Annotated in this window: 20 protein-coding genes and 1 pseudogene; 10 read left to right on the top strand and 11 right to left on the bottom strand. The window is 74.2% G+C overall.

All coding sequences use genetic code 11. The annotated features are described in order from the left end of the window. The coding region (locus ACI79P_RS13295) for an AI-2E family transporter (protein WP_456581524.1) at window positions 1–1,256 on the bottom strand (1,256 nt) is incomplete at its 3' end. A gap of 191 nt (window positions 1,257–1,447) precedes the next feature. On the opposite strand from ACI79P_RS13295, the gene ACI79P_RS13290 reads away from it, so the two are divergent. Further along, window positions 1,448–1,603, top strand: coding sequence for a hypothetical protein (locus ACI79P_RS13290; RefSeq protein ID WP_236828110.1), 156 nt, complete (start codon window positions 1,448–1,450; stop codon window positions 1,601–1,603). A gap of 51 nt (window positions 1,604–1,654) precedes the next feature. On the opposite strand, the gene ACI79P_RS13285 is transcribed toward ACI79P_RS13290, so the two are convergent. Together ACI79P_RS13285 and ACI79P_RS13280 are read right to left on the bottom strand one after the other, a co-directional pair. Then, window positions 1,655–2,050 (bottom strand): helix-turn-helix domain-containing protein, encoded by a 396-nt coding sequence (locus ACI79P_RS13285; protein ID WP_456581523.1) that lies wholly within the window; start codon window positions 2,048–2,050, stop codon window positions 1,655–1,657. Then, window positions 2,050–3,540, bottom strand: coding sequence for a SulP family inorganic anion transporter (locus ACI79P_RS13280; RefSeq protein ID WP_456581522.1), 1,491 nt, complete (start codon window positions 3,538–3,540; stop codon window positions 2,050–2,052). Before ACI79P_RS13280 ends, ACI79P_RS13285 begins: the two co-directional genes overlap by 1 nt. A gap of 359 nt (window positions 3,541–3,899) precedes the next feature. On the opposite strand from ACI79P_RS13280, the gene ACI79P_RS13275 reads away from it, so the two are divergent. Beyond that, window positions 3,900–4,616, top strand: a complete 717-nt coding sequence (locus ACI79P_RS13275; protein ID WP_456581521.1) for a YcnI family copper-binding membrane protein — start codon at window positions 3,900–3,902, stop codon at window positions 4,614–4,616. Window positions 4,617–4,779: 163 nt separating this feature from the next. On the opposite strand, the gene ACI79P_RS13270 is transcribed toward ACI79P_RS13275, so the two are convergent. Both ACI79P_RS13270 and ACI79P_RS13265 read right to left on the bottom strand, forming a co-directional pair. Further along, window positions 4,780–5,553: a DUF4389 domain-containing protein gene (locus ACI79P_RS13270; RefSeq protein WP_456581520.1), complete on the bottom strand. Its 774-nt coding sequence runs from the start codon at window positions 5,551–5,553 to the stop codon at window positions 4,780–4,782. After that, window positions 5,550–6,641 carry an NAD(P)-dependent alcohol dehydrogenase gene (locus ACI79P_RS13265; protein WP_456581519.1) on the bottom strand — a complete coding sequence of 364 codons (1,092 nt, stop codon included), beginning with the start codon at window positions 6,639–6,641 and terminating at the stop codon, window positions 5,550–5,552. The genes ACI79P_RS13270 and ACI79P_RS13265 overlap by 4 nt, the downstream gene beginning before the upstream one ends. Before the next feature lie 111 nt (window positions 6,642–6,752). Here ACI79P_RS13265 and ACI79P_RS13260 point away from each other — a divergent pair, with 111 nt between their 5' ends. The 4 genes from ACI79P_RS13260 (at window position 6,753) to ACI79P_RS13245 (ending at window position 11,479) form a co-directional block, all read left to right on the top strand. Continuing rightward, window positions 6,753–7,439 (top strand): TetR/AcrR family transcriptional regulator, encoded by a 687-nt coding sequence (locus tag ACI79P_RS13260; protein WP_456581518.1) that lies wholly within the window; start codon window positions 6,753–6,755, stop codon window positions 7,437–7,439. Window positions 7,440–7,505: 66 nt separating this feature from the next. Next, window positions 7,506–10,322 (top strand): LuxR C-terminal-related transcriptional regulator, encoded by a 2,817-nt coding sequence (locus ACI79P_RS13255; RefSeq protein ID WP_456581517.1) that lies wholly within the window; start codon window positions 7,506–7,508, stop codon window positions 10,320–10,322. Window positions 10,323–10,433: 111 nt separating this feature from the next. Continuing rightward, entirely contained in the window at window positions 10,434–10,712 is a 279-nt protein-coding gene (locus tag ACI79P_RS13250; protein ID WP_456581516.1) for a hypothetical protein, read from the top strand. After that, on the top strand, window positions 10,709–11,479 hold the full coding sequence (locus ACI79P_RS13245; protein WP_456581515.1) for a DUF4386 domain-containing protein: 771 nt from the start codon (window positions 10,709–10,711) through the stop codon (window positions 11,477–11,479). Before ACI79P_RS13250 ends, ACI79P_RS13245 begins: the two co-directional genes overlap by 4 nt. 51 nt (window positions 11,480–11,530) lie before the next feature. Here ACI79P_RS13245 and ACI79P_RS13240 read toward each other — a convergent pair whose 3' ends face one another. Then, window positions 11,531–11,665: a hypothetical protein gene (locus ACI79P_RS13240; RefSeq protein WP_456581528.1), complete on the bottom strand. Its 135-nt coding sequence runs from the start codon at window positions 11,663–11,665 to the stop codon at window positions 11,531–11,533. On the opposite strand from ACI79P_RS13240, the pseudogene ACI79P_RS13235 reads away from it, so the two are divergent. From ACI79P_RS13235 to ACI79P_RS13220, 4 genes and pseudogenes are all read left to right on the top strand, one after another. Beyond that, window positions 11,604–11,972 (top strand): annotated as a pseudogene (locus ACI79P_RS13235) (ATP-binding cassette domain-containing protein); the annotation flags it as partial. The gene ACI79P_RS13240 and the pseudogene ACI79P_RS13235 overlap by 62 nt on opposite strands. A 104-nt stretch (window positions 11,973–12,076) precedes the next feature. Continuing rightward, complete coding sequence (locus ACI79P_RS13230) at window positions 12,077–12,433, top strand: hypothetical protein (protein WP_456581527.1); 357 nt, start codon at window positions 12,077–12,079, stop codon at window positions 12,431–12,433. A 134-nt stretch (window positions 12,434–12,567) separates the two neighbouring features. Further along, window positions 12,568–13,305 (top strand): hypothetical protein, encoded by a 738-nt coding sequence (locus tag ACI79P_RS13225; protein WP_456581514.1) that lies wholly within the window; start codon window positions 12,568–12,570, stop codon window positions 13,303–13,305. A 67-nt stretch (window positions 13,306–13,372) separates the two neighbouring features. Beyond that, window positions 13,373–14,137, top strand: coding sequence for a DUF4386 domain-containing protein (locus tag ACI79P_RS13220; protein ID WP_456581513.1), 765 nt, complete (start codon window positions 13,373–13,375; stop codon window positions 14,135–14,137). Between the two features lie 68 nt (window positions 14,138–14,205). On the opposite strand, the gene ACI79P_RS13215 is transcribed toward ACI79P_RS13220, so the two are convergent. From ACI79P_RS13215 to ACI79P_RS13195, 5 genes are all read right to left on the bottom strand, one after another. Next, window positions 14,206–15,015 (bottom strand): Brp/Blh family beta-carotene 15,15'-dioxygenase, encoded by an 810-nt coding sequence (locus ACI79P_RS13215; RefSeq protein WP_456581512.1) that lies wholly within the window; start codon window positions 15,013–15,015, stop codon window positions 14,206–14,208. Next, window positions 14,945–16,084, bottom strand: a complete 1,140-nt coding sequence (locus tag ACI79P_RS13210; protein WP_456581511.1) for a bacteriorhodopsin-like — start codon at window positions 16,082–16,084, stop codon at window positions 14,945–14,947. The genes ACI79P_RS13215 and ACI79P_RS13210 overlap by 71 nt, the downstream gene beginning before the upstream one ends. 111 nt (window positions 16,085–16,195) lie before the next feature. Continuing rightward, window positions 16,196–17,122, bottom strand: coding sequence for a MerR family transcriptional regulator (locus tag ACI79P_RS13205; RefSeq protein WP_456581510.1), 927 nt, complete (start codon window positions 17,120–17,122; stop codon window positions 16,196–16,198). Window positions 17,123–17,189: 67 nt separating this feature from the next. Beyond that, window positions 17,190–18,170, bottom strand: coding sequence for an ABC transporter substrate-binding protein (locus tag ACI79P_RS13200; protein ID WP_456581509.1), 981 nt, complete (start codon window positions 18,168–18,170; stop codon window positions 17,190–17,192). Between the two features lie 15 nt (window positions 18,171–18,185). After that, complete coding sequence (locus ACI79P_RS13195) at window positions 18,186–18,944, bottom strand: sucrase ferredoxin (protein WP_456581508.1); 759 nt, start codon at window positions 18,942–18,944, stop codon at window positions 18,186–18,188. Window positions 18,945–19,009: the final 65 nt, after the last annotated feature.

Below are 19,009 nucleotides of genomic sequence, written 5' to 3'. Positions count from 1 at the left end.
GGGGGGGGGGGGGGGGGGGGGGGGGGGGGGGGGGGGGGGGGGGGGGGGGGGGGGGGGGGGGGGGGGGGGGGGGGCGCCCCCCCCCCCCCCCCCCCCCCCCCCCCCACGGCAGCTTCGCCGCCCGGGGCCTCGCCGTCGTCCGGCTGCCACTCCGACCGACGGCCGACCTGCCGCCGCCAGCCCTGCACGGCGGCCGCCAGCACCCCGGCCACCGGGACCGCGACGAAGAGGCCCAGCAGTCCGAAGGCCGAGGCGGCTCCGGTGGTCAGCAGCAGCACGACCAGCGGGTGGAAGCTGATCGCCCGGGACAGCAGCAGGGGGGCGAGCACGTTGCCCTCGATCTGCTGCACCAGGACGACGATCAGCAGCGCCCACAGCGCCGTGTCCCAGCCGTTGGTCACGCCGGCGACCGCGACCGCCACGGCGCCGGCGATGGTCGCGCCCACCAGGGGGACGTAGGCGAGCAGGAACGTCAGCGCCCCGATGGGGAGGGCGAGCGGGACGTCGAGCAGCCACAGCCCCAGCCCGATCAGCAGGCCGTCGATCAGCCCGGTGGCGGTCGAGGCGTAGAACCAGGCGCCGGCGGTGCGGAGCCCGGCGCGGAAGGCTGCGTCGACCGGCGACCGGTGCTCGACGGGCAGTGCCCGGACGAACTGGCGCCACAGCGCGTCGCCGCTGGTCAGCGCGAAGATCGTGAAGAAGAGCGCGATCAGCAGGACCGTGGTCACGTTGCCCACCGCGTTCAGCCCCTGGGCGGCCGCGCTCCCGAGCCCCGACGCGGCTGTGCCCACCGAGGACTCCAGCTGCTCGAGCACCTGGTCGAGCCCGGCGTTGTTCATGTCCTCGGTCCGCGCCTGGACCCAGGCCGTCGTCTCGTTGATCGCGTCGGCGCTCGCCGCGACGAGGCCGGGCCAGGCCACGATCAGCTGCAGCACCAGGAAGGTGAGCACGCTGACGAAGAAGGCGAGGTAGCCGATGACGCAGAGGATCGCCGCGAGCACGGCAGGGACGCCGTGGCTCCGGAGCCAGCGGGCGATCGGCCAGAGCATGGCGACCTGGGCGAGGCCGAGCATGGCGGCGGCGGCGACGAACTGCACCTGGAGCAGCAGCCAGATGACGCCCAGCGCGGCCAGCCCGATGACCAGCAGCCGCCCGGCGATCACCGCCTCCCGATGGAAGAGCGCCGCCCGGCTGTCCGCGAGCTGTGGCGTCGCGGGGTGCGCCCCGGCGGCGCGGATCGGCGGCGGTTCGGTCATGCCCCACCCCCTCCGCTGCGCGCGGGCCCGTGCCGGGGGCCTCGACGCGCCCATCCTGACGCCTCCGCCGGTCCGGCGGGGAGGCGCCTCGCATGGCGGTCCCCCCGAACGGGTAGCCGACCGGGGGTCACCAGCACGTCGGACGTGCGCGCGGTCGCGGGGCGGCTGCGCGCCGAGGGGAGGAGGATCCCGTGCTCGGACTGATCGGGCTGCTGCTGGTCGTGTGGCTGGTGCTGGCCGTCGTCGGTGCGGTCGTGGAGGGGCTGTTCTGGCTCCTCGTCATCGGCGTGGTGCTGTTCCTGGCCACCGCCGCCTGGGGGTGGACCAAGCGCAACACCAGGGTCTGACCGCCGTGGCGGCCGGTTCCGCGGGGACCGGCCGCCCCGGGCGGGCGGGCCTCAGCCCCGGGCGTGGAGCTGATCGGCGAGGCCGGCGGCGAAGCCCTCGGCGACGGCGAGCTGCTCGCGCAGCGCGGTGACCCGGGCGGTGGCCGCCTCGTGGAACATGCGGAGCCGGTCCAGCAGCTGTGCCCGGTCGCCGCTGCCGGCATCGAGTTCGGCGAGCAGGCCGAGCAGCTCACGCATCTCCTCGAGCGCGAAGCCGAGCGGCTTCATCCGCTTGATCACCCCGAGGCGGGCGACGTCACCGGCGCTGTAGAGGCGGAAGCCGCCCTCGGTGCGGGCGGTCGGGACGACCAGCCCCTCCTCCTCGTACCAGCGGATGGTGCGCAGGCTCAGCCCGGTCCGCTCCGCGACCTGGCCGATCTGGAGCAGGCCGGCGCGTGTCACCTGCATCAGTGCGCCCCGGCGAGCCGGCCGGTGTGCCGCTCGAAGCGGTCGGCCGAGTGCCCGTTGAGGCCGACGATCTCGACCCTCTTGCCGCGGGTGGCGTACTTGTGGGTGATCGCGTCGAGCACCGCCACGGTGGAGGCATCCCAGACGTGCGCGTTCGACAGGTCGACCACGACGTCCTCCGGGTCGCCGTTGTAGTCGAACTGGGAGACGAGGTCGTTGCTCGAGGCGAAGAACAGCGCGCCGTGCACCGAGTACACGCGGGTGCCGCCGTCGGGGTCGGTGACGCTGGTCACCTCGACGAGGTGGGCGACGCGGCGGGCGAAGAGCACGCAGGCGGTGAGCACGCCGACCCCCACGCCGATCGCGAGGTTGTGGGTGAGCAGCGTGCCGGCGACGGTCACCAGCATCACCGTGGTCTCGCTGCGGGGCATGCGGTGGATCGTCTGCAGGCTGTGCCAGTCGAAGGTGGCGATCGACACGAAGATCATCACCGCGACGAGCGCGGCCATCGGGATGATCGCGACGACGTCGCCGAGGGCGACGACGAGGACCAGCAGGAAGGCGCCGGACAGGAAGGTCGACAGGCGGGTGCGGGCGCCGGACTTCACGTTGATCATCGTCTGGCCGATCATCGCGCAGCCGCCCATGCCGCCGAAGAAGCCCGACGCCATGTTGGCGACGCCCTGGCCCCAGGACTCGCGGGTCTTGTCCGAGTGGGTGTCGGTGAGGTCGTCGACGAGCTTGGCCGTCATCAGCGACTCCATCAGCCCGACCAGGGCCACGCCGAGCGCGAACGGCGCGATGATCGTCAGGGTCTCCCAGGTGAAGGGGACGGCCGGGATGCCGAGGAAGGGCAGGCTGTCCGGCAGCTCGCCCTGGTCGCCGACGTCGGGCAGCGCCCAGCCGGCGGCCACCGTCAGCGCCGTGAGCACGACGATCGAGATCAGCGGCGAGGGGACGGTGGCGGTGAGCCGGGGCAGCAGGAAGATCATCGCCAGCCCCGCGGCGACCATCGGGTAGACCAGCCAGGGGACGTCGACCAGGTGCGGCAGCTGCGCGGTGAAGATGAGGATCGCCAGCGCGTTGACGAAGCCGACCATCACGCTGCGCGGGATGAAGCGCATCAACCGGGCGACGCCGGCCGCGGCGAGCAGCACCTGGAAGACGCCGCCGAGGACGACCGCGGCGAACAGGTACTCGACGCCGTGCTCGAGGGCCAGCGGCGCGACGACCAGCGCGATCGCGCCGGTGGCCGCGGTGATCATCGCCGGGCGGCCGCCGGTGAACGCGATGACCACGGCCATCACGAACGAGGAGAACAGCCCGACCCGCGGGTCGACGCCCGCCAGGATGGAGAAGCTGATCGCCTCCGGGATGAGGGCCAGGGCGACCACGAGGCCGGCGAGGACCTCGGTGCGGGCGGTGCTCGGGGAGGGCCACGCCGGCCGGCGGAAGCGGGGCGTGGACGGGGCAGCGAGGGCTGAAGACATGGGCTCGTCTCGTTCGGTGCGCCGACGGGGGCGCGGGGTGCGGCACCGCAGCGGTGCGGGTCGTGGGTGAGGTGCGCCGGTGCACCGGCGGTGCGGGGCGCCGCCGCCGGGCAGGGACGCCGCCGGGGGGCCAGGGCGTCGGTGCCGGCGACCGCGGCGCCGGGCTCACCGAGAGTGTGCCGGTCACCCGTCCCTCACGTCAGGGTCTGGCCGGTGAGTCGTTCGTCACCGTGCGTGGGGGAGTGGTCGTGGTCACGCACGCCCCGGGCGCGGGAACTCCGCGGGGGGCTGGAGCGACTACTGGACCACCGCACGGCCCGGCAGCCCGCTGGGCCGGCGGCAGACGAAGGAGCTCGCCCGTGCCCGTCCGTCCTGTCCGCGCGCTCGCCGCGACCTCTCTCGCCACGGCGGTGGTCCTCGCCGCCGGTGCCGGCACGGCCTCGGCGCACGTCCGGGTGTCCTCGGGCGATGCCGCCCCCGGCGGCTTCGGGGAGCTGACCTTCCGGGTGCCGAACGAGAGCGACACGGCGTCGACGGTCTCGCTGCGGGTCCAGATCCCCGCTGAGACCCCGCTCGCCTCGGTCAGCGTGAAGCCGGTGCCCGGGTGGACGGCGACGACCACTACCGGGCCGGTCGACCCGCCGGTCGAGGTGCACGGGAGCGAGGTGACCGAGGCGGTCAGCGAGATCACCTGGACCGCCGACCCGGGGGCCGGGATCGCGCCCGGGCAGTACCAGAGCTTCTCCATCAGCGCCGGTCCGATCCCCGAGGTGGGCGAGCTCACCTTCCCGGCGATCCAGACCTACGACGACGGCACGGAGCAGGCCTGGATCGAGCCGACCGTGGAGGGGCAGGACGAGCCGGAGAGCCCGGCCCCCGTGCTGACGCCGACCGGTGCGGCCGACCACGGCGGGGGTGCCGCCGAGGCGTCGACGGACGTGGACGAGGCATCCGCAGCGCAGACCTCCGACGGCTCGGGGCTGGCGGTGACCGCCCTCGTCGTCGGCGGGCTCGGCCTGCTCGCCGGCGTCGCCGCCCTGGTGCTGGCGCTGGGCTCGCGGCGCCGCGCCGGCTGACCCGGGTCCCGTCCTGCCGCCGGTGCGACCAGCAGGGATGCCGCCGAGCACGCGGACCCCCCGGCCTCGTCCTGCAGCGACGTCGTGGCCGAGGTCGGCCAGGAGTGGGCCGGCCAGGAGCGGGCCGGACCGTCTCCCGGGTCGGTGGGTTCGACCTACCGGTTCACCGGGCGGTGGACACCGGGGACGGTGGGGGCCCGGCCGGAAGGCCGGCGGGCGGGACGGGGCCGGCGGGCGGGACGGGGCCGGCGGGCACGGTGCCGGGGTCGGCGCCTCCGGTATCCAGCCGGAACGGCGGGTAGCGGTCGGTCATCAGCGCCGTGTAGGCCGCCACGCGCAGCGCCCACCGGTCCATGCCCATGACGAAGTCGTAGACCGGCTCCGGGTAGCGACCGGTGAACAACAGCACGACCGCGGCGATCAGGACGAGCAGGCCGACCAGGGACACGCCCGCATTCGCGGTGTCGCTCCAGCCGTCCGTGTCGCCGGCCCGGGTGCCCAGCCACAAGCCACCGCCGACGAAGACCGCGAGCACGAGGAAGTGCGGGACGGCCAGCAGCCACTTCACGAAGATCAGCCCTCGGGACAGCCGCTCCGGGTAGGACACGTCCAGGTGCGCGGGGTGGTCCGGCACGTCGGCGAGGGTGAACGGTGGGTAGCGATCGGTGGCCAGCGCCCAGTAGCCGTAGTGGTGCACCCGCCATGACCAGCGCATCACGCCGACGTTGAAGTCGAACAGCGACCGCGGGTAGCGGCCGGTGAACAGGATGGCGAAGAACGCGATCACCGTGACGACGGCGAACGCCACCCACAGGAAGAACAGCACGACGACGTGCGGGATCAGCAGCAGCCACTTGACCAGCCACAGCCAGCGGGACAGGTGCGGGTCCAGGGCCGCGTCGACGCGGACCGGGTAGGGCGTGCGGGGATCGGTCATGGCGTGCTCCCTGAGGGCGGTGTCTGCATGCCGCTGGGGGAGACGGAGACGACGATCTTGCCTCTGGCCGTGCCGTCCAGCAGATGCCGGACGGCGGCAGCCGCTTCCTCGAGCGGATAGGTCCGGTCGACGACCGGGGTGACCTGGCCGGACTCGACCAGCGTGGTGAGGACGATCAGGTCTGCGGCGTTCTCCGTGCTGGCCAGCGGGGTCAGCCGCTGGCCGACGAACGGCGACAGCAGCATCGCGCGGAGCGTCCGGTCGACGCCGCCGAGCCACCGTCCGCCGGTCTCCGAGCCGACGATCACGAGCGTTCCGCGGGGGGTGAGGCTGCTGCGGAGCCGGCGGAGAGAGCGGTGCCCGCCGGTGTCGAGGACGACGTCGTAGCGCTCGCCGCCGTCGCCGCCGTCGCCGCCGTCGCCGTCCGTGTAGTCCATGACGTGGTCCGCGCCGAGAGAGCGGACCAGGTCGACCTTGCCGGCGCTGCACACGCCGGTGACCTCCGCGCCGAACGCCTTGGCGATCTGCACGGCGAACGTGCCGACTCCTCCGGAGGCGCCGATGACCAGCACCGTGTGCCCCGGCTGCACCCGGCCGCGATCACGGAGGCCCTGCAGGGCGGTGACGGCGGAGATGGGGGCGGCGGCCGCCTGCTCGTACGTGAGATTGGCCGGCTTGGGAGCCAGCTGGTCGGCCCGGGCGGCCGCGTACTCGGCGAAGGAGCCGTTGCACGTGCCGTACACCTCGTCGCCCGGCGTGAACACGGTCCTGTCGCCGCCCACGGCCACGACGGTGCCGGCGAGGCTCCGGCCGGGGTTGGCGTACTTGGGACGGCGGAGGCCGAACCCGGCGAGCCGGATGGGGTAGGGCAGGCCGGCCATGATGTGCCAGGTGCCCCTGTCCACGCTCGCGGCGTGCACCCGCACCAGCACCTCGCCGTCCCCGATGGCGGGCCGGTCGATCCGGGCCACCCGCAGGACCTCCTCCGGCGCGGGGCCGTAACCCGTCTGGACGACGGCACGCATCGTCGGACCGCTGGTCTCCTCGATCGGCGGGACGCTGACGGGGTCGAGCTGGGGGGTGGACATCGGGACCTTCCGTGTCGTCGCGCCGCAATCCTGGACGGCGTCCAGACTCTGTACGGCGTGCAGGACGCTTCTACCGTGTGGGCACCGACGTCAAGGGGGTAGAGCGCACGGATGTCTGCGCCGGCTGCACGAGCTCGCCGCGGTCCGCGGCGTGCGCTCACCGAGGCCGAGATCCTCGACGCGGCCCTGGGCCTCCTCGACGAGGGCGGGGCGGAGGCGGCATCCCTGCGCCGCATCGCGGCGCGGGTCGGTGTCGCGCCGAACGCCGTCTACACCTACTTCCCGGACAAGGCCGCCGTGATCAAGGCGCTCGTCGAGCGGCTGCTCGGAGAGGTCGACCACGACGTCTTCGCCGACCGGGACCGGCCCTGGCGCGAGCGCGTCGAGGCCCTCGCGCTGGACCTGCGGGCGCACCTGTCGGCCCATCCCGGGGCGGTCGGCCTCATGATCGGCGGTCCCCTGGACGGGCCGCACGCCCTGGCGCTGAACGAGCACCTGCTGGAGTTGCTCGCCGATGCCGGGCTGGACCGCACGGAGGCCGCACGGGCGTCCTACCTGCTCATCGTCTACGTGTTCGGCGCGATCGCCCTCGAGGTGGCCGACGTGCACCGGGCCGGCCCGCTGCCACCGGAATCCGAACGGGTCGCCGCCCGCCAGGCCGCCTTCGCCGCGACACCGGTGGAGCACTTCCCCCGAAGCGCGGCCGCGGCGGGCACCATGGCGGGCTTCATCGCGACCGAGCAGTACCTCTGGGGCCTCCGTCGGATCCTGGACGGGATCGCCGCCCGAGCGGGGTAGTCGCCCTCGTCCTGGCCGGACGGTCCGGCGGCGAGGCCATCGACAGCCGACACCCCGGCTGACACGATGACGTCCTGGGGATACACCGGCGTGCCGCAGGCAGCCCGTCCGCGCATCCACGGCGCGAGCCGGTCCCCCGACGAGGTGGTCATGGCAGGTCCGCTGCTCGAGACCAAGTTCCACATCCCCGCGGGACGGCGCGGCCTCCTGCCGCGCCCCAGGCTCAGCGAGCGCCTGAGCCGTGGGGCGCAGTCGCCGCTGACGCTCGTGTCGGCTCCGGCCGGGTTCGGGAAGACGACGCTGCTGACGGAGTGGTCGTCCACCGGTGCGGCCGAGGGTCGGTCGGTGGCGTGGCTCTCGGTCGACCAGCGCGACAACGACCCAGCGCTGTTCTGGACGTACGTCGTCACCGCGCTGCAGGCGGCGGAGCCCGCGGTCGGCACCGGTGCGCTGACGCTCCTGCGGTCGGACCGGTCGTCCACGGAGGCGGTCCTGTCCAGCCTGCTCAACGACCTCGCCGTCCTCCCGCACGACGTCGTCCTGGTGCTCGACGACTACCACCTCGTCGAGGCGCGCGACGTCCAGGACGGGATGGCGTTCCTCCTCGAGCACCTCCCTCCCCAGCTCCACCTGGTGATCGCCACCCGGGCCGACCCCGCGCTCCCGCTCGCCCGGTTGCGCGCTCGCGCGGACCTCGTCGAGGTGCGGGTCGCCGATCTGCGCTTCACCCGCGCCGAGGTCGCGTCGTACCTGGAGCACGGCATGGGGCTGGAGCTGGCACCCGGTGACGTCGCCACGTTGGAGGAGCGCACCGAGGGGTGGATCGCGGCGCTGCAGCTGGCGGCTCTCTCCCTGCAGGGCCGGGCCGACGCCGCCGGCTTCATCGAGGGCTTTGCCGGCGACGACCGCTACATCGTCGACTACCTGGTCGAGGAGGTCCTGCACCGGCAACCCGAGCGGGTCCGGACCTTCCTGCTGCGGACGTCGGTCCTCAGCCGGCTCAGCGGCGGGCTGTGCGATGCCGTCACCGGGCAGGAGGGCGGCAAGGCCACCCTCGAGACCCTCGACCGGGCCAACCTCTTCGTCGTCCGGCTCGACGACCGCCGCCGGTGGTACCGCTACCACCACCTGTTCGCCGACGTGCTCCGCGCCCGCCTCCTGGACGAGGAACCCGAGTGCGTCCCCCAGCTGCACCGCCGGGCGAGCGAGTGGTGCGAGCAGAACGGCGAGCCGGCCGAGGCGGTCCAGCACGCGCTGGACGCCGAGGACTTCGAGCGGGCGGCGGCGCTGATCGAGCTCGCCGTCCCCACCCTGCGTCAGGCGCGGCAGGAGGCCACGCTGCGGCGGTGGCTCGAAGCCCTCCCCGAGGAGATCTTCGGATGCCGCCCCGTGCTGACCATCGGGTACGTGGGGTCCCTCATGTCCCGGGGCGAGCTCGGAGGCGTGCAGGAGAAGCTGGACGCGGCGGAGCGGTGGTCGGCCGCCGGCCCGGACTCGGGCCGACCGTCCGGCGACATGGTCGTCGTGGACCGGGCCGGTTACCGGGCGCTGCCGAGCTCGATCGCCATGTACCGGTCGGGACGAGCCCTCATCCTCGGCGACCTGCCCGCCACCATGACGTACGCCCGGCGGGCGCTGGAGCTCGCCGCCGAGGACGACCACCTCGCGCGGGGGGCTCCGGCCGCGCTCCTGGGTCTGGCGTACTGGACCGGTGGTGATCTCGACACCGCGCGCCGGTGGTACACCGACGCCATGGCGAGCCTGGCGAAGGCCGGGTACCACTCCGACGTGCTCGGGGGCGCCCTCGTCCTCGCCGACATCGCGATCACGCAGGGCCGGCTGCGAGCGGCCATGACCACCTTCGAGCGGGGCCTGCAGCGGGCTGAGCGCGTCGATCCTCCCCTCCGGGGCGCGGCGGACATGCACGTGGGCATGAGCGCGCTGCTGTGCGAGGGGAACGACCTCGACGGAGCCCTCCGGCACCTCCTGGTCAGCCGTGACCTGGGTGAGCACGCCGGCCTGCCGCAGAACCGCTACCGCTGGCGGGTCGCGATGGCCCGTATCCGCGCGGCCGAAGGTGATCGGGAGGCCGCCCTCGATCTCCTCGACGAAGCGGAGCGCCTGTACGTCGGTGACTTCTCCCCGGAGGTGCGGCCGGTGGCGGCGCTCCGGGCCCGCGTCTGGATCGCGCAGGGACGGTGGGCCGAGGCGCTGGACTGGGCCCGGGACCGGGGCCTGGCCTCCGACGAGGAGCCCAGCTACCTGCGCGAGTTCGAGCTCCTCACCCTGGCGCGGGCGCTGGTGGCGGGGTACGCCGCCGAACGGGACGGGTGCACGATCGTGGCGGCGACCGGCCTCCTCCAGCGGCTGCTGGTCGCGGCGGGCGACGGAGCGCGGACCGGCAACCTCATCGACACCCTCGTCGTCCAGGCACGGGTGGCCCAGGAGCGCGGCGATCCGCCGGCCGCCTCGGCCTCGCTCCACCGTGCCCTGGCGCTCGCCGAGCCCGAGGGCTACGTCCGGATCTTCGTGGACGAGGGGCCGCCCATGGCCGCACTGCTGAGAGCCGCCCTCGCACGGGGGACCGGTGGCGGCTACGTCCGCCGCCTCCTGGCCGCCTTCGACGGCGCGGGCGCCGGCGCCCCCCGCCAGCGCGGCCTGGTCGACCCGCTGAGTTCCCGTGAGCTCGAGGTGCTCCGGCTGCTCGCCACCGATCTCGACGGCCCCGACATCGCCCGCGAGCTCGTCGTGTCGCTGAACACCGTGCGCACGCACACCAAGCACATCTACGCGAAGCTCGGCGTCACCACCCGCCGGGCCGCGGTCCGCAGGGGCGGCGAACTCGAGCTCATGACGAGACGCCCCACGCTCCGTCAGCGGTAGCCGGCGTCCGGCCGGTGGGTTCTCACCACATCGATCACCACACCTGGTGATCCGAGGTCACCACGTCCGTCCCTACGTTCGCTCGCGTCAGCCGGAGGAGGCGCGAGCAGCATGTCGACCGGCCAGGACCACGAGCGGGGGATCTACGAGATCCGCGTCAGAGGACACCTCGAGTCCCGTTGGGCCGCCTGGTTCGACGGGATGACCCTCACCCGCGAGCGAGACGGCACCACGAACATCCAGGGCCCGGTCGTCGACCAGGCCGCGTTGCACGGCCTGCTGCGCACGTTGCGGGACACCGGACTGCCGCTGGTGTCGGTCACCCAGGTCGAGCGCCCCGGAGCCGGCGCCCCGCCCGGTCCGCGACCCGCAGAAGGAGAAGTCCGATGACGACGACCGACCGCACCCCGGCACCCCGAGGAGTGGCGACGGACCTGCGGAGGACGGCGATGCTCGCGGGCGGGCTGTACCTGCTCACCTTCGCCGCCTCGATCCCCGCCCGGTTCTGGTTCCTGGACCCCGTCCTGAGCGACCCCGGCTACGTCGTCGGCCCGGGCGCCGACACGCGAGTCCTCGTCGGCGGCCTGCTCGACGTGGTCACCGCCTTCGCCTGCATCGCCACCGCGGTCGTGCTGTTCCGGGTGGTGAAGCGGCAGAGCGAGACCCTGGCGCTCGGGTTCGTCGCCTCGCGGCTGCTGGAAGCAGCCGTCATCTCCATCGGTGTCGTCAGCCTCTTCGCGGTCGTGACCCTGCGGCAGGACGTGGCCGGAGCCGCCGGCGCGGACGACGCCTCGCTGGTCGCCGTCGGGTCGTCGCTGGTCGCCGTCTACGAGTGGTCGTTCCTCTTCGGCCCCAACGTCCTGGCGGCCGTGAACGCCCTGCTGCTCGGCACCCTGATGTACCGGTCCGGCCTCGTGCCGCGGGTCATCCCGCTCATCGGGCTCGTCGGGGTCCCGCTGATGCTGGCCTCCGTGCTCGGGATCGTCTTCGGGACCCACGACGTGGGTTCCGGAGTGCACGGGCTGGCCGCCCTCCCGATCGCGGCGTGGGAGCTGTCGCTCGGCGTGTACCTGGTGGTCAGGGGCTTCCTGCCTTCGCCGGTCACCGCACGCGCCGCCGGCCCGGGCGAGCGCACCCCGCAGATGTCGCTCTCGTGAGCGTCTCCCGCCACTCCCTCCTCCCCACCCCAGCTACCGGCTCGGAGCCGATCAGATGATCACCGTCACAGCACTCACCAAGCAGTACGGCAACCGCCTGGCGGTCGACGACCTGAGCTTCGAGGTGGTCGCCGGCCGCGTCACCGGCTTCGTCGGTCCGAACGGCGCGGGGAAGTCGACCACCATGCGGATGATGGTCGGGCTCACCCGGCCGGGCGGTGGGGACGTCCGCTACTCCGGCGTCCACTACCGGGACCTCGAGGAGCCCGCCCGGACCGTCGGCGCCGTCCTCGACGCCCGCTCCATGCACCCCGGCCGGACCGCGCGGAACCACCTCCGGGCCACGGCAGCGCTCAGCGGCATCCCGTCGCGCCGCGTCGGGGAGGTGCTGACCGAGGTCGGGCTGGAGCCGGCCGCGGACAAGAGAGCCGGCACGTTCTCCCTGGGCATGCGACAGCGCCTCGCGCTGGCGTCCGCGCTCCTGGGCGACCCGGAGGTCCTGCTGCTGGACGAACCGTCCAACGGCCTCGACCCGGACGGCATCCGCTGGCTGCGCGACCACCTCACGGCCTCGCCCGCCGCGGCGGCACGGTGTTCGTGTCCAGCCACCTCATCAGCGAGCTCAGCATGTTCGCCGACGATCTCGTCGTCATCGGGGGCGGGCGCCTGCTGGCCGCCGAGTCCGTCGCGGCGATCACCGGGCGCAACGACGTCTGCGTCCTCGTCGAGACCCTCCAGCCGGTCGAGCTCGAGGCACTGCTCGCCGCTCACGGCCTCGCCGTGGAGAGCGCGGCCGGCCGGCTCGTCGTCCGGGACACGACCAGGGACGTCGTCTCCCGCATCGCGTTCGACAACGGCATCCGGCTGCTCGAGCTCAGCGAGACCTCCCGGTCGCTGGAGGACAGCCTGCTCGACATGACGCGGTCGTCCGCCGAGTTCGCCAGCACGTCGTGACACCCGCCCGACCCACCCCCGACCCGAGGACCGAGACCATGACCACCACCGGTGCGACCACTGACCGTTCGCGGACCGATCGGTCGAACGGGCCACCCCCGGCCACGCGGTCACCGGCGCACGACGCCAGGTCCGTGCTCTCGGCGTTGCGGAGCGAGTGGATCAAGGCCTCCACCGTGCGGGTCAACGCGGCGATCCTCTCCTTCGCCCTCGTCGCGGGCCTGCTCGTCTCCTGGGCGGTCGCGACCTTCGTCACCGACGAGGTCCTGGTCGTCGCCCAGGTCGGCTTCTACTGGACGAGCGTGACGGGGATGCTCGCGGCGATCGCCGGGGTGCTGTTGTTCGGCTCCGAGGTGCAGCACGGCACCCTGGCGGCCGCGGTGACCGCGCGGCCCTCGCGCTGGATCATCGCGCTGGCCAAGACGGCGACCGCCGCCGCGCTGGGCCTGGTCGTCGGCGTGACCGGGCTGGTCGCCGGTTTCGGTGGTGCGGTGCTCGCAGGCCTGGACGCAGGGAACACCTCTGCGCTGGCCGCCACGATCAGCTGGGCGCTGCTGTTCACCACCCTGTCCGGGGTGCTGGGCCTCGGGATCGGCATGGTCGTGCGCAACAGCACGGCCGCCACCGGGGGTCTGCTGGTGTGGGGGTTCGTCGTCGAGAACCTGCTCAACCTCTTCCTGCCGGTCGAGGTGGCCCGGTTCCTGCCCTTCTTCGCCGGCAACAAGCTGCTGGCCTACACCAACGACTTCGACACCCCTGCGGCGATAGCAGTCGCCCTCACCCGGTCCGAGAGCGCGCTCGTCTTCGGCGGTTACGCCGGGCTGGCCCTCCTGGTGGGGACCGTCCTGCTGTACCGGCGGGACACCACCTGACCGGGCGCAGGCCGCGCCACCAGGCCCCGCCGTCATCCCTCGCCGTCAGCCCCTGGAAGGAAGCGACATGACCATCACCGCGCCCACCCCCGCAGCGACCCGACCGGTGCGCGATCCGATGCGACGGACCTCCTTGGCCGCCGGCGTCCTGTACCTGCTCACGTTCGTCTCGATCCCCACCCTCTTCCTGTACGGCCCGGTGCGGGACGATCCCGGGTTCGTCCTGGGCGCCGGCAGCCACACCGGTGTGCTCTGGGGTGCCTTCGCCGAGGTCGTCGTCGCCCTGGCGGGCATCGGCACGGCCGTGGTGCTGTTCCGGGTCGCCAGGCGGCAGAGCGAGACGGCGGCCCTCGGGTTCGTCGCCGCCCGGGTCCTCGAGGCCGCCCTCATCCTCGTCGGCGTCGTCAGCCTGCTCTCGCTGGTCACCCTCCGGGTCGACGTCTCCGGTACCGCCGGCGCGGACCCGGCGTCGCTGGTCACGGCGGGCGCCACCCACCTCGCGACGTACGACTGGGCCTTCCTGCTCAGCCAGAGCCTCATGCCCGTCTTCAACGCGCTCTGCCTGGGCTACGTGCTGTACCGGTCCGGCCTCGTGCCGCGGATCCTCCCCGTGGTGGGGCTGCTCGGCGCGCCGCTGCTCCTCGCCTCCGACATCGCGATCTTCTTCGGCGTGTACGACCGGGTCTCCCCGATCGCGGCCGTCGCCTTCCTCCCGATCGCGGCGTGGGAGCTCTCGCTCGGCATCTACCTGACCGTCAAGGGCTTCCGGCCCGAGGCTGTCGCCGCACTGACCGCGACCGATCGCGACGCCGCCCGGTCGTCGGACGCCTGACAGCGCGCGCCCGGCGAACCCGGCTGCACATCGGGGGCGGGCGTGGTCCGGGGGCGGGTCGGCCGCGGTCAGCCGGTCCGGCGGCGGTCGAGGGCCCAGACCACCACCGCGTGCGGGAAGGTCAACGCGAGCAGGATGCTGACCTGCGCCTGCAGCCCCGCCTGGTCCCCGAGCAGCCACAGGGCGGCGACGGCGGCCAGCGCGGCGGCGGTGGGGAGCGCGGCGGCCCGGGCCAGCCGGCGCACGGCCGGACGCCAGACCGTGTCGGCTCCCGCGGCGCGGGCCAGGTCGAGCAGTCGCCCGGTGTGCCGCACGGAGTGCCAGAGCCCGAAGTAGGCCCCGAAGGCGGCCAACGGCGGGGCGACCGCGAAGACCGCGGCCACGAGCAGGAGCTCACCTGTCTCCCGGGTGCGGCCGCGTGCCGCCAGCCGCGCCGTCGCCGCACCGACCAGCGCCGCGACGAGCAGCAGACCCGCGGTCCGGGACGCGAGGGCCGCATCGGCGACCACCGGTGACAGCGGGCGCAGCCACGGATCGGTGGCGGCCGGGTCGCGCCACAGCAGGAGGCCGACGACGGCCAGGCCGTGCGCGGCGCACGGCAGCAGGTCCGCCGAGAGGCGGGGGAGCGGCCGGCCGGCCCGCTCGGCCCAGGCGACGACCTCTCCGCGCCCGAAGTGGATGGCGGAGAGCACCAGGGCCAGGGCCAGCATCGGGGTGGGGGCCCGCAGCAGGGCCGCCGCCGCGACGGCGGCGGCGAGCGCGTAGCCGGCCACCAGGAGGACGGCGGCGCGCCGCGGGGCGGGGCGGTCACCGTCCCACCACCACGGCACCAGGTGGTCGACGGCGCCGTGCGGGACGCCGAGGACGGCGCCGATCACCGCGATCGGCAGCGCGACCGCGGCGGCCGTCCCGGGGGCGAGCACGCTGAGCGCGAGCAGCGCCCCCAGGACGGCCACCGGCAGGCGGGAGAGCACCGGCAGTTGCTCCAGGGCCCGGGGGCACGGGGCCCGGTCGTTCCCGGCCGGCCGAACCGCCGGTGGGGCGGTCCGGCGTCCGACGGTCACCGGACCGCCGCCGATCAGACCGGAACGGTGTCGCGGCCCGGCGTCGGGCGGGACTGCCGTCGTCCGGACCCGGGACGGCGTGGTCGTCGTCGTACGCGGGGTCCTCGAGCCCGCTCTTGACCCGGGCGATCTTGTAGATGGCCAACCCGAAGGCGGCCTTCGCGAGGATGTCGGCGATGCTGTAGCCCGCCTGCCGGAGGACGAAGCCGTCGGCGCCCCCGAAGAAGTCGCCGCCGATCACCGGGAACAGGTAGGCGATGGGGTAGACGCCCCACAGCCCGACCAGCGCCAGCCGCAGCATCCGGATCGTGTGCCGGACCTCGGGGGGCTGCCGGTCGATGGAGCGGGTGAGCTCGACGAAGAGCACGTAGAGCAGGTAGATGAAGGGGATCGTCGAGAGCGTGCCCCACAGCAGGCGCGGGCCGACCTCGGTGGTCAGCTCACCCGGGTAGCCGAGGACGATCATGAGTGCCGAGGCGGGCACGAGCTTCCACAGCAGCCGGCGCGCATCGCTCTTCGCCAGCGCCATCACCGCGACCGTCTCGATGAGCAGCAGTGGGACGGTCAGCAGCCAGTCGACGTACCGGTAGGCCTCGTTGAACTCCACGTTGGAGAGCAGGTGCGGGCTGTCCGCAGTGGCGCCCGGCGGGTAGCTCGCAGGGAAGTTGCCGAAGATCCGGAAGTAGTGGTAGGCCGCGATGCCGCAGACGATCGCGGAGACGACGATCGCGTTGCGGTAGCGCGGTGCTACGCGCCCCCGCGAGAAGAGCAGGTACAGGGCCGTGAACAGCATCGACGCGATGACGAGGCTGAACAGGTTGTACACGGTGGAGAACTGATCGGCGGTGAGTTCCGGGATGGCGATCCCGTTGTTGTCGCCCATGACGACCCCTGTGGGTGGCTTCGTTGCCAAGGGGGTCGCAGGGGCCGAATCGATCGGCCCTCCCCGGCACGAGCATGCACCGGCGAAGCAAGTTGTGCGAGATTCATGCGATCAGTCGGGGGTGGGCGATCGCCGGCCGGCCCGCCAGGCCCCCTCCAGCGCGTCCACGGCCTCGGTCAGCCCCGGCGGCGCGGCGGCCGGCCGGATGTCGGCGCCGGCCCACCCCGAGCCGCCGACCAGGACGCGCACCGTCCGGTGCGCGGCGGCGACCTCCGGGAGGCCGCGGACCGCCTCGTCGTCCGGTCGGCTGAGCCAGACCAGCACGGCGGCCGCCCGGGTGCGGCGAGCCGCGGTCACCAGCGCGATCGGCGGCGTCCGGGGGCCGAGCAGCCGGGAGGGCACGCCGCGTTCGACGAGCGCCGCGCGGGCGGCGTGCAGCGGCAGCACGTGCTCCTCCTGCGGCCCGCCGGCGAGCAGCACCGGGTGGTCGGCCGGTGGCTCCGGCAGCCCGGCGGCGTGCCGGATCAGCGCCGACGAGACGGCCTGGGTGAGGAGGTGCTCGATCTCGATCCCGGTGCCGGTGGCCTCCCAGTGCGCCCCGGCGGCGACCAGCACCGGCCGGACGACGTCGTCCCAGGCGTGCAGCGTGCCCAGGTCGCGCAGCGCGGCGACGATGGCGTCCTCGGCACGCATCTCGTCCAGGCGGGCCGCGGCGCGAGCCAGCCCCCGGGTCTCCCGGCCGGCCCCCGGTACGGCGAGCACGCTGCCGCCCGCTCCCGACCTGCGCCGGCCGGCGCCGACGTCCGCCGCCCCGTCGTCGAGGCCCTGGGCAGCGGCAGCGGCGGCGGCCGGGTCGGTGCCGGACAGGACGGCCCGGTGCACGGCCTCCAGGAGGGCGACGTCGCCGGGGGTGTAACGGCGGTGGCCCCCTGCCGAACGGGCCGAGGCGACGAGCCCGTACCGGGTCCCCCACATGCGGACGGCCGACGGCGAGACGCCGAGGCGCGCGGCCACCTCGCCGACCGACAGCAGCTCCATCGACGCATCGTCACACGTGCGGGGCGGCTGGGTCCTCCGGTACCCGGTGCGGTCGCCCGGCCGTGGGTCAGTCCTCGACGACGACGTCGTCGCGCGCCGGCAGCAGGTGCTGCTCGAGGACGTCGAGGAAGTTGTTCATCCGCGCCCAGGCCGCACCGACGGTGACGGTCCCGTCGACGACGTGCGCCTGCCCGGCCTGGACCGCGGCGAGCCGCTGGTAGGTGGGGCTGTCCATCATCGCCGTCAGGCCCGGGTCCTGGCGGTCGCCGGTGAAGTCCAGCACCAGGACGACGTCGGCGTCGCGGGTGCTGAGCTGCTCCAGGCTGTAGGACTCCTCGCCGTCGTCGGCCAGCTGTGCCGCCGTGCGCGGCAGGCCCAGGTCGTCCATCACCGTGCCCACGGCCTGACCGCTGTCACCCCGGCCGAAGGTGCCGGGGTCGCCGGCACCCAGCACGCTCACCGACAGGCTGTCGACCCGGTCCCCGAGCTGCGCCCGCAGGTCGGCGACCCGGGCCTCGTACTCGGCCTGCATCGCCCGGGCCTCGTCGGCCCGGCCGACGAGCTCGCCGAACTCGACGAGGGCCTCGGTGAGCGGCCGGTCGAAGATCTGCACCAGCACGGTGGGGGCGATGCGCGAGAGGTCGTCGTAGAACTCCTCGTCGAACTCGTAGCCGACGATCAGGTCGGGCTCCACCGCCGTCACCGCCCCGAGGTTCGGTTCGCCGTAAGCGCCGGTGAAGGCGATGCCGGAGGTGTCGAAGCCCTCGGTGCGGCGGAACTTCGTCGAGCCGTCCTCGCCGACCATCCCGGCGGAGCCGGCCGGCGTGACCCCCCGCTCGAGCAGGGGGAGGAGCGCGTTCTGGTCGGTGGTGGTGACGATCTGCTCGGGGTCGACGGGGACGTCCGTGGTGCCGGCGGCGTGCTCGACGGTGCGGGTCTCGGCCGCGGTGCCGCTGACCGGCTCGGTCGGGGTGCTCCCGCCCCCGCAGGCCGTGACGAACACGGTGGGCAGCAGGAGCAGGGGCATGGACAGGGAGCGCGTGCGCACGGTGTCTCCGGTCGATCAGCCCGCCCGGCGGAGTGCCGGGACGGATCGGGTGGGGGTGGTGTCCTCGGGTCCGTCGCAGACCGAGGTCGCGGGGCCGAGGTCGTCGGCGCGCACGACGGCGCGCCAGGTCTGCTCGCCGGCGCGGAGGAGGACGTCGGCGCCCGCCGGCTCGGCACCGTCCTCACCGTCCAGGGCGTCGGCGTGCGGACGCTCGCCCAGCACGGCCACCTCGTCAGGGGTGGTGGCACCGAGGTGGCGGCGCAGGGTCACGTCGGCGAGCCCCGCGAAGCGGCCGAGTGGGCAGAGGCCGCACAGATTGGCGGTGTCCAGCCGGCCGTCCAGCGCCGCCGCGGCGATCCGCAGCCCGTCGTCGGGGCTCGTCGCGCCGTGCGCCGCGGCGACGGGCAGGACCAGCAGGTTGGCGCCGTAGCGGCAGCCGCCGATGTGGCTGACCTCCCACGTGCGCCCGGGGTGGGCCGTGGCCAGGGCGTCGACCAGCGGCCGGCCGCGGACGGCGCAGCAGCGGTCGACCGAGCCGTTGGTGCACGCCAGGAACAGCGGGCCGGTCATCGGCTCGCCGTGGCCCGGGCGCCCGTCGGCAAGCGACTCGAGGTCCAGGTCGGGCAGCGCCGAGGCGGGCAGTCGCTCCAGCCAGGGCTGCCCGGCGCCGGCGGCACCGATCAGCAGTTGCGGGGCGGTGGCCGGTCGGCGTCCCGCCCGGCCGGGGCGCCGGATGAGCAGCGGCCGCAGCCATCGGGAGCTCCACAGGTCCATGAGCGCAGCGCATGCCGGTCGGCCGGCAGGGCGGCGGCGAAGGCGGCGTCGCGGGCGTCCTCGGG

Source organism: Blastococcus sp. SYSU DS0510, from assembly GCF_054050835.1.
The sequence above is the reverse complement of the archived record's forward strand: the minus strand, read 5'-3'. Positions and strand labels throughout refer to the sequence as shown.

Bases quoted from the DNA above. Each gene is read 5' to 3' on its own strand.
- ACI79P_RS13220 (WP_456581513.1), top strand. From the start codon at position 13,373: ATGACCATCACCGCGCCCACCCCCGCAGCGACCCGACCGGTGCGCGAT.
- ACI79P_RS13210 (WP_456581511.1), bottom strand. From the start codon at position 16,084: ATGGGCGACAACAACGGGATCGCCATCCCGGAACTCACCGCCGATCAG.
- ACI79P_RS13255 (WP_456581517.1), top strand. From the start codon at position 7,506: ATGACGTCCTGGGGATACACCGGCGTGCCGCAGGCAGCCCGTCCGCGC.
- ACI79P_RS13240 (WP_456581528.1), bottom strand. From the start codon at position 11,665: ATGGTGGTCGACTTCCCCGCGCCGTTCGGACCGACGAAGCCGGTGACG.
- ACI79P_RS13205 (WP_456581510.1), bottom strand. From the start codon at position 17,122: ATGGAGCTGCTGTCGGTCGGCGAGGTGGCCGCGCGCCTCGGCGTCTCG.
- ACI79P_RS13285 (WP_456581523.1), bottom strand. From the start codon at position 2,050: ATGCAGGTGACACGCGCCGGCCTGCTCCAGATCGGCCAGGTCGCGGAG.
- ACI79P_RS13260 (WP_456581518.1), top strand. From the start codon at position 6,753: ATGTCTGCGCCGGCTGCACGAGCTCGCCGCGGTCCGCGGCGTGCGCTC.
- ACI79P_RS13265 (WP_456581519.1), bottom strand. From the start codon at position 6,641: ATGTCCACCCCCCAGCTCGACCCCGTCAGCGTCCCGCCGATCGAGGAG.
- ACI79P_RS13250 (WP_456581516.1), top strand. From the start codon at position 10,434: ATGTCGACCGGCCAGGACCACGAGCGGGGGATCTACGAGATCCGCGTC.
- ACI79P_RS13270 (WP_456581520.1), bottom strand. From the start codon at position 5,553: ATGACCGATCCCCGCACGCCCTACCCGGTCCGCGTCGACGCGGCCCTG.
- ACI79P_RS13280 (WP_456581522.1), bottom strand. From the start codon at position 3,540: ATGTCTTCAGCCCTCGCTGCCCCGTCCACGCCCCGCTTCCGCCGGCCG.
- ACI79P_RS13245 (WP_456581515.1), top strand. From the start codon at position 10,709: ATGACGACGACCGACCGCACCCCGGCACCCCGAGGAGTGGCGACGGAC.
- ACI79P_RS13195 (WP_456581508.1), bottom strand. From the start codon at position 18,944: ATGGACCTGTGGAGCTCCCGATGGCTGCGGCCGCTGCTCATCCGGCGC.